The sequence below is a fragment of the Herbiconiux oxytropis genome (assembly GCF_024979315.1).
Classification (GTDB): Bacteria; Actinomycetota; Actinomycetes; order Actinomycetales; family Microbacteriaceae; genus Herbiconiux; species Herbiconiux oxytropis.
Window position 1 is genome coordinate 416,102 of record NZ_JANLCK010000002.1, and the last position, 11,177, is coordinate 427,278.

The 11,177-nt window shown below is 72.1% G+C and carries 10 protein-coding genes; 3 read left to right on the forward strand and 7 right to left on the reverse strand.

The annotated features are described in order from the left end of the window. Positions 1–229: 229 nt before the first annotated feature. A complete protein-coding gene (locus N1028_RS05065; protein WP_259525735.1) occupies positions 230–2,608 on the forward strand; it encodes a glycosyltransferase family 2 protein in 2,379 nt (792 codons plus the stop codon). Further along, positions 2,605–4,293 carry a chitinase gene (locus N1028_RS05070; RefSeq protein WP_259525736.1) on the forward strand — a complete coding sequence of 563 codons (1,689 nt, stop codon included), beginning with the start codon at positions 2,605–2,607 and terminating at the stop codon, positions 4,291–4,293. Before N1028_RS05065 ends, N1028_RS05070 begins: the two co-directional genes overlap by 4 nt. On the opposite strand, the gene N1028_RS19775 is transcribed toward N1028_RS05070, so the two are convergent. After that, positions 4,259–5,152 carry a sensor histidine kinase gene (locus tag N1028_RS19775; RefSeq protein ID WP_375163461.1) on the reverse strand — a complete coding sequence of 298 codons (894 nt, stop codon included), beginning with the start codon at positions 5,150–5,152 and terminating at the stop codon, positions 4,259–4,261. The two genes, N1028_RS05070 and N1028_RS19775, sit on opposite strands and share 35 nt — an antisense overlap. Positions 5,153–5,193: 41 nt before the next feature. Next, the gene (locus tag N1028_RS05080) at positions 5,194–5,880 is read right to left on the reverse strand and encodes a response regulator transcription factor (RefSeq protein WP_259525737.1); all 687 of its coding nucleotides are present in this window, start codon (positions 5,878–5,880) and stop codon (positions 5,194–5,196) included. Between the two features lie 86 nt (positions 5,881–5,966). Between N1028_RS05080 and N1028_RS05085 the strand changes: the two genes are divergently transcribed. Further along, positions 5,967–6,617, forward strand: a complete 651-nt coding sequence (locus tag N1028_RS05085; RefSeq protein WP_259525738.1) for a M15 family metallopeptidase — start codon at positions 5,967–5,969, stop codon at positions 6,615–6,617. 6 nt (positions 6,618–6,623) lie between these two features. On the opposite strand, the gene N1028_RS05090 is transcribed toward N1028_RS05085, so the two are convergent. Genes N1028_RS05090 through N1028_RS05110 form a run of 5 tightly spaced genes read right to left on the reverse strand, consistent with a single transcriptional unit; the run spans position 6,624 to position 11,169 of the window. Beyond that, a complete protein-coding gene (locus N1028_RS05090; protein ID WP_259525739.1) occupies positions 6,624–7,346 on the reverse strand; it encodes a 3-keto-5-aminohexanoate cleavage protein in 723 nt (240 codons plus the stop codon). Next, entirely contained in the window at positions 7,340–8,017 is a 678-nt protein-coding gene (locus N1028_RS05095) for an RraA family protein (RefSeq protein ID WP_259525740.1), read from the reverse strand. Before N1028_RS05095 ends, N1028_RS05090 begins: the two co-directional genes overlap by 7 nt. A gap of 33 nt (positions 8,018–8,050) precedes the next feature. Next, on the reverse strand, positions 8,051–8,887 hold the full coding sequence (locus N1028_RS05100) for a carbon-nitrogen hydrolase family protein (protein ID WP_259525741.1): 837 nt from the start codon (positions 8,885–8,887) through the stop codon (positions 8,051–8,053). Further along, a complete protein-coding gene (locus N1028_RS05105) occupies positions 8,884–10,041 on the reverse strand; it encodes an ABC transporter ATP-binding protein (protein WP_259525743.1) in 1,158 nt (385 codons plus the stop codon). Before N1028_RS05105 ends, N1028_RS05100 begins: the two co-directional genes overlap by 4 nt. Before the next feature lie 54 nt (positions 10,042–10,095). Beyond that, on the reverse strand, positions 10,096–11,169 hold the full coding sequence (locus tag N1028_RS05110) for an ABC transporter substrate-binding protein (RefSeq protein ID WP_259525744.1): 1,074 nt from the start codon (positions 11,167–11,169) through the stop codon (positions 10,096–10,098). Between the last annotated feature and the right edge of the window lie 8 nt (positions 11,170–11,177).

Genomic DNA, 11,177 nt, shown 5'->3' on the forward strand with positions numbered 1-11,177 from the left:
AGGGTTTGCTCAAGATTGGCGCAGGAAAGCCCATCTCCAGCCGTGTTCCCGGGTGCGGTTGCTACCGTGCAGGACGTCGAGCCCGTGCGACCCCACCCACCCCGTACGGGCTCGATGACCCGACCCGCACCATCCGAACCGCCCCCATCCGGCCGCACCCGCGACCGATCCCGAACCGCACCCACGGTTCGACAGGGGGCCCTTCGGCGTGCTCAGAACCCGAGGAACCATGTCGAAGTCGACCCACGCCCCGAGCGCGCGCCCGCGCCAGTGGGGATCCGAACGCAATCGAACACCCCTGCCCACCGTGCACACCCGCCCCTCCGACGCGAAGATCCTCTGGGGCCGCATCGCGATCGTCGTGACCATCAGCGCCTGGCTGGTCTACCTCGTCACCACGATCCTCCGCCAGTTCCTGGAATACGGGACCGACAACTTCCGGCTCTCCCTCGAGGCCATCTCGTACCTCGTCGTGGTGACCTTCCTCACCTTCTCGGCGCTGATGTACCTCGTGGCGCGCCAGGGAGCGCTCCGCCGCTTCCGCGACCACGTGCGGGTGCCCCGCGCCGAGCTCGACCGCCACTTCGGCGACCACGCGCACGGCGGCATGACCGTGCTCGTGCCCTCCTACGCCGAGGAGCCCGCGGTGGTGCGGAAGACCCTGTGGTCGGCCGCGCTGCAGGAGTACCCCGCCCTCCGGGTGGTGCTGCTGCTCGACGACCCGCCTCAGCCGAAGGACCCGGCGACCGCCGCCCGACTCGAGGCCACCCGCGCCATCGCCCCGGGCATCGCCGAGGCGCTCAGCGTGCCGGCCGCGCGGTTCTCGGATGCGCTGCTGAGCTTCGAGCACGAGCTGCTGGCGAGCGGCGTCCCGAGCGCGGATGCGGTGCAACGACTCGCTCGCGAGTACCGGCACGCGGTGGGCTGGCTGCGCGGCATGGCCGAGGCGGAGGACCACGAGGACCACGTCGACACGTTCTTCATCGAGCAGGTGCTCGGCGGTCTCGCCGACGACCTCGCGCTCACCGCCGCCGCGCTCGACGCGGCTCTGGACGGCGCCGAGCCCGATTCCCGTTCCGTGATCGCGGCGGAGCGCATGCTCGAACTGCACCGCCGCCTCGTCTGGATCTTCACGGCCGACACGGCGACCTTCGAGCGCAAGCAGTACGCCTCGCTCTCGCACGAGGCCAACAAGGCCATGAACCTCAACTCCTACATCGGCCTGATGGGCGGCCGCTACCGCGAGGAGCACACGCCCGCGGGCGTCATCCTCCGCCCGGTCTCGGGCACGCAGCGCACCGACCTCGTGGTGCCGAACGCCGAGTACCTGCTCACGCTCGACGCCGACTCGCTCCTCCTGCGCGACTACTGCCTGCGGCTCGTGCACTTCCTCGAGCAGCCCGACAACGCGCGCGTGGCCGTCACGCAGACGCCGTACTCGTCGTTCCGCGGTTCGCCGACCCGCATCGAGCGGCTCGCGGGCGCGACCACCGACATCCAGCACATCCTGCACCAGGGGCTCAGCGAGTACGACGCGACCTTCTGGGTGGGGGCGAACGCCGTCATCCGCATGGAGGCGCTCGACGACATCCTCGAGATCGAGACGGTGGGCGGATTCGAGATCCGGCGCTACGTGCAGGACCGCACGGTGATCGAGGACACCGAGTCGAGCGTCGACCTCGGCCAGCACGGCTGGACCCTCGTGAACTACCCCGAGCGGCTGAGCTACAGCGCCACGCCGCCTGACTTCGGCTCACTCATCGTGCAGCGGCGACGCTGGGCGAACGGCGGCCTGCTCATCCTGCCGAAGCTCTTCACGCAGATGCGTGCCCGCAAGCGCGCCGGGCGGCCCGTGCGGCTCACCGAGGCGATGCTGCGCATCAACTACATGGCCTCGATCGCGTGGGCGAGCTTCGGACTCGTGTTCCTGCTGGCCTACCCCTACGACAGCAAGCTCCTCAGCCCGCTCGTGCTCGTGGCGGCGCTGCCGTACTTCCTCGCCCAGGCGAGCGACCTGCGGGCCTGCGGCTACAAGGGGCTCGACATCCTGCGCATCTACGGCTTCAACCTCATCCTGCTCCCCGTCAACCTCGCGGGCGTGCTCAAGTCGATCGAGCAGTCGCTCACGGGCAAGAAGATCCCGTTCGCCCGCACCCCCAAGGTGCGCGACCGCACCGCAGCGCAGCTGCTCTACGTGGTGGCGCCCTTCGGCATCGTCGCCTTCTCCGTGCTCACGGTGTGGCGGAACGTCGTCGACCAGAACTGGGGCAACGCGGCCTTCGCGGGCTTCAACGCGATCACGGCGATGTGGGCGATCGTCGGCAACATCGGCATCCGCGCGTCGCTCGCCGACACCTGGCTCGGCCTCACCGACTGGATGTGGGTCGACCGCCGCACCCCGGCCGAGCGTGCCGACGAGCGGGTCGCGGCCACCGGTGCCGGAACCGCCGTCGACGACTTCGACTGGCAGGAGGCGCTCTACAACGGGCACGCCGCCGCCGGTGAGGAGCTGCACCGTCGGAGCGCCCGGCGCTCACGCGGTGGCCGCCCCGCCACCCGGCGCGCACCGTCGCGGGAGACGGCCTCGAACGGACGGCGAGCAGCATGAGCACCCTGAACCCGTCCTCGTCCCCCGCCCCGGTGCCGGCCGGTCCGCACGCGGGCAAGCGGCTCTCGCCGCTGCGCGTGGCCCTCGGAGTCGTCGTGGTGCTCGGCGTGGTCGCCGCGGGACTGTTCGGTTTCCGCGTCTTCGTGGTCGATCAGGCCCGGGCCGACGGCCTCGCGCCGTGGTTCGCCTCCTACGTCGATGCGACCGTCACACCGTCGTTCCCGTTCGAGACGCCGCCGACGGATGCGCAGCGCGACGTCGTGCTGTCGTTCGTCGTGGCGGCATCCGGCCCCCTGAGCGGGAGCCCGGGCGAGCAGGACGGATCGAGCAGCGCCGACGCTCCCACCGGGGCCGCCGCGGATCCGGCGAGCGGTTCGTGCACGCCCAGCTGGGGCACGGCCTACTCCCTCGACGGAGCCGCGCAGTCGCTCGACCTCGATCGCCGGATCGCGCGCCTTCGCCAGCAGGGCGGAGACGTCATGGTGTCGTTCGGCGGGGCGAACAACTCCGAACTCGCCACGGCGTGCACGGATCCCGAGGCGCTGAAGGACGCCTACGAGGCCGTCGTCGACCGCTACGACCTCTCGACGATCGACCTCGACATCGAGGGCGGCAACCTCACCGACGCCGCCGCCGGCCAGCGGCGCGCCGAGGCGGTGGCCGCCCTGCAGACCGAGCGGCGCGCGGCCGGCCATGACCTCGCCGTGTGGCTGACCCTCCCGATCGGCCCGAGCGGCCTGCTCGAGGACGGCACCGATGCGGTGGCGCAGATGCTCGACGCGGGGGTGGACCTCGCGGGCGTGAACGCCATGACGATGGACTACGGCGTGGACCTCGACGGAGCCTCTCTCGGCCGCAGCTCGATCGACTCCCTCAACGGGCTGCACCGCCAGCTCGGCGCCCTCTACTCCGCGGCGGGCATCGAGCTGACGGATGCGACGCTGTGGTCGAAGATCGGGGCGACCCCCATGATCGGCCAGAACGACGTGCCCGCCGAGGTGTTCTCGCTCGCCGATGCGCAGACCCTCAGCACCTTCGCCCAGGACAAGCAGCTCGGCCGGCTGTCGATGTGGTCGCTCAACCGCGACGCGACGTGCGGCCCGAACTACGTGGACACGCGTGTGGTGTCGAACGCGTGCAGCGGTGTCGATCAGGGCGACGCGAGCTTCGCCGGGGTGCTCGCACAGGGCTTCGGCGGCAGCCCGGATGCGGCGGCCGACACGGTCACCACCCCCGAGCCCACGACGCCCGTCGTGGACGACCCCGCCACGAGCCCGTACCCGATCTGGTCCGAGTCGACCTCGTACCTCGCGGGTGCCAAGGTGGTGCTGCACGGCAACGTCTACGCGGCCAAGTGGTGGACCCGCGGCGACACCCCCGACGACCCGGTGCTCAACGACTTCGAGACGCCGTGGACGCTCGTGGGCCCCGTGCTCCCGGGGGAGAAGCCGTTCGCGCTGCCGTCGCTCCCCGAGGGCACGTTCCCGACCTGGACGGGCGCCGCCATCTACGAGAAGGGCGACCGCGTGCTCTTCGAGGGCACGCCGTACGAGGCCAAGTGGTGGACGCAGGGCGACAGCCCCGCGGCCTCCTCGGCCGACACCGACGGCTCGCCCTGGGTGCCGCTCACCGAGTCGGAGATGGCGGAGCTCACCGCTCCGCAGCAGTCGCGACCGGGAGGGTGACGGTGGCGCGGAGGCCGCCGCCCTCCCGCGCCGCGAGCTCGAGCGTGCCGCCGTGCGCGTCGGCGATGCGCTGCACGAGCGCGAGACCGAGGCCCACCCCCGCGCCGTGGGGCGAACGGATGCGCGCGGTGCCGCGCTGGAACGGCTCGGTGAGCGTGGCGATCAGCGAGGGCGCGAGCTCCTCGCCCGTGTTCTCCACCGACAGCACGGCGGCGCCGGGCAGGCCGGCGCTGCCGGGCGTCGCGCTGGTGACCACGCGCACCCAGCCGCCTGGCCCGGAGTTGTGCAGCACGGCGTTCTGCACGAGATTGGTCGCGAGCTGCTGCAGCAGCGTGGGCGAGCCGAGAGCCACGGCCGCGTCCCCCCGCACCGACACCGCCACCGACTGCACCGCGGCGACCGGATGCAGGGTCTCGGCGGCCTCCTCCGCGATGAGCGACAGGTCGACGGCCTCCCGGGTGAACGCGCGCTGATCGGCGCGACTGAGCGCGAGCAGCGCCTCGGTGAGGTCGATGGCCCGCGCGTTGACCACCTGAAGCCGGTCGAGCAGCTCGTCCGGCTCGCGGCCGGGATCGGCGCGCGCGACCTCCAGCAGGGTCTGCGTGATGGCGAGGGGGGTGCGCAGCTCGTGCGAGCGGGGCGAGCATGCGACCGGCGAGGAGCCACCCGCCGAGGAGCCCGAGCGCCAGCAGCGCGACGAGCACCACCAGGGCCGCGGGTGCGAAGGCTCTGAGGAGGTCGCTGCGGTTGGGCACGAAGGGACCGAACGTCGTGATGGGGCCGTCGGGCACGTAGCGCAGCAGGAACAGCCACACGGCGCCGAGCAGCAGCACCCCGGCCGCGAGCAGGAAACCGGCATAGCTCAGGGTGAGCTGCCACCGGGCGCTCAGCCCGCGCGACCTAGCCATCGAGGGCCGCCGGGCCCGCGTCGATCCGGTAGCCCACCCCGGCCACCGTCGCGATCAGCCACGGCTCGCCCAGCCGTTTGCGCAGGGCCGACACGGTGATGCGCACGGCGTTGGTGAACGGATCCGCGTTCTCGTCCCAGGCGCGCTCGAGCAGCTCCTCGGCGCTGATCACCCCACCCTCGGCCTCCACGAGCACCTCGAGCACCGCGAACTGCTTGCGCGTGAGCGCCACGTAGCGGCCGTCGCGGTACACCTCGCGGCGGAACGGGTCCACACGGAGCCCCGCGAGCTCGCGCACCGGTGGGCGGCTGCGGCCGCGCTCCCGGCGCCGGTCGAGCGCACGCAGCCTCAGCACGAGCTCGCGCAGCTCGAACGGCTTCGTGAGGTAGTCGTCGGCACCGGCCTCGAAGCCCGACGCCTTGTCGTCGAGCCGGTCGGCGGCGGTGAGCATGAGGATCGGCAGGCCGCTCCCCGAGGCGACGATGCGGGCCGCGACCTCGTCTCCCGAGGCCCCCGGCACGTCGCGATCGAGCACCGCGACGTCGTAGGCGGTGTGTGCGAGCAGCTCGAGCGCCGTGTCGCCGTCGCCCGCGATGTCGGCGGCGATCGCCTCGAGCCGGAGCCCGTCGCGCACGGCCTCGGCCAGGAACAGCTCGTCCTCCAGGATCAGCACTCGCATGCTCCGATGCTACGAGCCGGCGCCTATCGCGGGCGTATCGGAAAGCGCGAACGCTCCCGCAACGCCCGGTCGCGTGGGGTGGAGGCATGAACCGAGAACCGCTCCGCTCCGCCCCCGCCCCCGTCCCAGCCCCTGTCCCTGCTCCCGTCCGGCTCCGTGGGGTGCTCGTTGTCGCCGCTGCCGTCGTGGCTGCGGCGGCGCTCGCCGTCGTGGGCTTCACCTCGGTGGCCACGTCGTTCGCCGGGATGCCTCTGCAGTCGGCGCCGGCTGCGGGCGGCGATCCCGCGCTCGAGGGCTACGGCGAGCTGCCGGACGGCATCACCCTCCACGACGACGTGCCCGCGGTCACCCGCCTCGACGGCGGCCTGCTCACGGCGCTGCGCCGGGCGGCGGACGACTCCGCGGGCGCGGGCATCGCGTTCCAGGTCACGAGCGGCTGGCGGACCCCGGAGTACCAGGAGCACCTGCTCGCCGAGGCGGTGGAGCTCTACGGCTCGGCCGAGGAGGCGGCCCGCTGGGTGGCCACGGCCGAGACCTCGGCACACGTCTCGGGCGAAGCCGTCGACATCGGCGGCTACGACGCCGCCGCCTGGCTCGACGAGCACGGCGCCGCCTACGGCCTCTGCCGCATCTACGACAACGAGCCCTGGCACTTCGAGCTCAGGCCGGAGGCCGTCGACGACGGCTGCCCCGCGATGTACTTCGACCCCACGGAGGATCCGCGCATGCAGCCGTGAACCGGGCTACGCCCCGAGCTCGCGGGCGAGCCGCACCATCGCCCCGTTGTCCGGGGCCACGGATCCGTCGTCGAGCGCGAGCATGTCCTCGAAGCCCACGCGCACCTCGGCGCCGTCGGCGATCGCGGCGCGCACCACCGGCCAGGCCGTCTGGTCGTAGCCGTGATAGAGCAGCGGGGCCGTGACGCCCGCTTCGCGGAGGGCCGCGGCGATCGTGCGGCAGTGCGCCACGGCCTCCTCGGCCGACTCGTCCTCGGGCTCGATCAGGATGCGCACGTTCTGGTGCAGGGTGGGGGAGGCCAGCAGGGCCGGCACCTCACGCAGGTGCCAGACGGCGCTCTCGAGCACCATGCCCCTGGCCACCACGAGCGAGGCGGCCTCGGCGGCCCCCTCCTCGGAGAAGGCGACCGACGCGAAGTCGGGAAGCGCGTCAGCCGGCCAGGCCGCGAGGTGCGCCATCCGCTCCTCGTGGCCTGAGCAGGTCCAGAGGCCGGTGGTGGTGCCCACCACGATCGACGGATCGGCCGCCTTGACCGCGCGCACCATGGCGGCCACGGCCTCGGGCGCGATGCTCTGGCCGCCGTCGGCCGTGCGCACGTGGGCGTGCACCACGGTGGCGCCCGCCTCCACCGCGGCCACGGCCGCGGCTGCGATCTCGGCATCGGTGAAAGGGATGGCGGGGTGCTCGTCGCGCCCCCGGCCTCCGTTGACGGCGGCTTTGATCAGCATGCGGCACCGCCGAACCCGGCCACGGCCGCGCTCGCACCGGTGAGATCGCCGAGCCGCGCGCCGCGGCGCAGTTCCTCCACGAGCTCGGGCTCCTCGGCGTCGTCGGCGAGCGCGGTGTCGATGATGCCCTGCACCACGGAGACCGGCGCGAAGAACACGCCGTTGCGATCGGCCAGCACGACGTCGCCCGGGTTCACGGCGACCCCGCCGCAGCTCACGGGCACGTTGACGCCCCCGGCATCCAGCGACAGCAGCTTGGTGGTGAGCACGCTCGAGCCGCGCGCGTAGACGGGGAGGCCGAAGTGCTCGACCTCGTCGAGATCGGTCACCACCCCGTCGACGATCACGCCCGCCGCACCCCGGAACGACAGGGTCGCCGCGAGCACCTCGCCCACGGGGGCGTGCCGGGTGTCCCCTCCCGTGTCGATCACGAACACGTCGCCGGGCGCGCAGTGGCCGGCCGCGTGGTGCAGCACGGTCGAGTCCTGGCCCGTGATGCGCACGGTGATGGCGCGGCCCACCACGCGGGTGGTGCCCACGAGCCGGCGGATGCCGAAGTCGGCGAAACCCTCCTCGAGGTAGTGGCCGAGGGTGGGGAACGAGACGCGGCCGAGCTTCTCGGCGAGGGAGGGGTCGAGGGGCGCGGGCGCGGGGCCGGTGGTGAAGGGCATGGAGCTGCTCCTGGTGCTGCGGATGAGTGGGGGCTAGAGGGCGGGCACGGCCGCGGTGGGCGTGCTGACGGCCACGGAGGTGGTGAGCCGGCGGTTGGCGAGGGCGGGCAGGGTCTCACGCACCTCCGCTGTGCGGTCGAGCGAGATCTCGACGAGCGCGACACCCGAGGCGACGGGTCCGAGCCCGGCGCGCTCGACGCCGAGCGGATCGATCACGAGGCTGTTGCCGATGCACTCGGGCGAGGTCGACGACGACGCGAGAACCCAGCAGGTGTTCTCGATGGCGCGGGCCTTCACCAGGGTCTCCCAGTGGGCCTCCTTGCGCGCGCCGGCCACCCACGCGGCCGACACCGACAGCACGTCGGCGCCGCGCGCCACGAGGTCGCGGCTGAGCTCGGGGAAGCGGATGTCGTAGCAGTTGACGAGTCCCACGGCCACGCCCTCGATGAGCACCACCGGGGGCAGCTCGGTGCCTCCCGTGACGTAGTCGGACTCGCGGTAGGCGAAGGCGTCGTAGAGGTGCAGCTTGCGGTACGACTCGACGACCTCGCCGCGCGAGTTCACCACCACGAGCGTGTTGTACGGGCGGTCGGAGCCGGAGGGCTCGTAACCGCCGGCGATGATCCAGAGCTCGTGCTCCACGGCCAGCAGCGAGAGCTGCGCCAGGAAGAGCGGCCACTCGGCGTCGACGACCTCGCCGAGACGGCCCTCGACCTCGCCGGCGAGGAGCATCGACTCCTCCGGGAACACCACGAGTCGCGCGCCCGAGCGGGCGGCGTCGGCGGTGAGGGCGGCGATCTGCTCGCGGTTGCGGGCGCCGTCGACGGTGGGCGCGAGCTGCGCCACGGCGGCCAGGAGGGAGGGGTTCACGCGGCGGCTCCCTTCAGAGCGGAGGTGGCGGGTGCGGATGCGGGTGCGGTGGCGGATGCCTCGGCGGGCAGCACGCGGGCGGCGGCGGCGCTCCAGGAGAGCACCACGGCGGCGCCGTCGGCGATGCTGCCGAGCTCGGCGGCGGTCTCGCCGCTCGGCACGCTCACGGTCATCACGGCTCCGGTCTCGAGCCGCACATGGAAGGTCCACTCGTCGCCGAGGAAGGCGCGCTCGACGAGCGTGGCCCGCACGCCGTCGACGGTCGCGGAGGCTCCCACGGCGCGCATGCTCATTCGCTCGGGCCGGATGGCCAAGGCCACCCCGCTGCCGGGCACTGCACCGGCCGGCACGAGAGCCGGCACCGCGCCGACGCCCGGCACCACGACGCCCGTGCCCTGCGCATCCACGACCCCGTCGAGGATGTTGCAGCTGCCGATGAAGGTCGCCACGAACCGCGAGGCGGGCTCGTCGTAGATCTCGGTGGGGCTCGCCACCTGCAGCACGCGCCCCTCGCTCATCACGGCGATCCGGTCGCTCATGGTGAGCGCCTCCTCCTGGTCGTGGGTCACGTAGATGAAGGTGATGCCCACCTCGCGCTGCATGCGCTTGAGCTCGAACTGCATCTCCTTGCGGAGCTTCTGGTCGAGCGCGCCGAGCGGCTCGTCGAGCAGCACCACGGCGGGGCGGCCCACCACGGCGCGGGCGAGCGCCACGCGCTGGCGCTGGCCGCCCGAGAGCTCGGCGGGCTTGCGCTCGGCGAAGGCGCCGAGCCGCACGAGCTCGAGGGCCTCCCGCACCCGGGTGTCGATCTCGCGCTTGGCGGTGCGGCGCACCCGCAGCTCGAACGCCACGTTCTCGTAGACCGAGAGATGCGGGAAGAGGGCATAGCTCTGGAACAGCATGTTGAGGTCGCGCGACTTGGTGGAGACGGCGTCGACGTTCTTGCCGTCGAGCTCCACCGAACCGCCGGTCGGCGTCTCGAAGCCGGTGATCATGCGCATCAGCGTGGTCTTGCCGCAGCCTGAGGGGCCCAGGATGCTGAAGAACTCGCCCTGGCGGATCTCGAGGTCCAGGGGCTGGACGACCCGGTTGGCGCCGAACGACTTCGTGAGCCCGGTGAGCTTCACGGCCGGCGGTTCGGTGGTCTCGTTCATGGTTCTCGTTCCAGAGGTAGGGGAGTTCGTGTCTGACTGCTCGTCGTCGGCCCGCTAGGAGGCGCGCACGCGGGTCCAGCCGTCCTGGAAGTACGCCAGGGCGTCTCCCGGATCGACGATGAACTCCGAGTTCGTGAGGGAGTCGGCCGGGGCGTAGATGGCGGGGTTCTCCACCTGCGACTGGTCGGCGACGAGCTCGAGGGCTGCGGCGTTCGTGGAGGCGAGCGAGGCGTCGTCGGTCACGAGCGCGGCCACCTCGGGGCGGAGGGTGTAGTTCAGCCACTGGTACGCCGCATCCTCGTTGGCCGTGCCCTCGACGATCGAGAAGCTGTCGGTCCAGAGCGTGCCGCCCTCCTCGGGGATGATGTAGTGCACGTCGGGGTTGGCCTCGACGGCCTTCGCCGACGTGGTGCCCGAGTAGGCCTCCGCGATGCAGGCGTCGCCCGTGCCCACGAGGTCGGCGTAGTTGGTGCTGTTGTAGCCGCCGAGCAGGGGCTTCTGCTCGAGCAGGGAGTCGGTCGCCGTGGCGATCTCGGCCTCGTCGGTGCTGGTGGCGCTGAGGCCGTTCACCTGGAGGCCGGCGATGTAGGCCGAGAGCATGTTGTCGAGCATGTAGACCTTGCCCGCGTAGTCCGGGTTCCACATGTCGCTCCAGCCCGTGACCTCGGCGCCCGTGCAGGCCTCGTTGTAGAGGATGCCGGTGGTGCCCCAGGCCCACGGGATGCTGTGGGTGTTGCCCGGGTCGAACGACGGGTCGACGAACTTCTCGGCGAGGTTGTCGAAGCCCTCGAGCTTCGACTTGTCGATCTCGGCGATCAGATCGCGCTCCACCATGAGCTGCACGGCGTACTGGCTGGGCTCGACCACGTCGTAGCCCGAGTTGCCGGCGGCGAGCTTGGAGATCATCGTCTCGTTGCTGTCGAAGGTGTCGACCGTCACGTCGATGCCGGTCTCGGCCTCGAAGCCCTCGATCACCGAGTCGGGGATCTCGCCGGCCCAGGCGTAGATGCTGAGGCTGCCGCTTCCGGCGCCCCCCGTGGAGGAGGCGTCGCCGCCGGCGGAGCAGGCGGAGAGCACGGTGGCCGAGGCGAGCGCGACGGCTCCGAAGGCCAGGAACTTCTTGTTCATGAGGACTC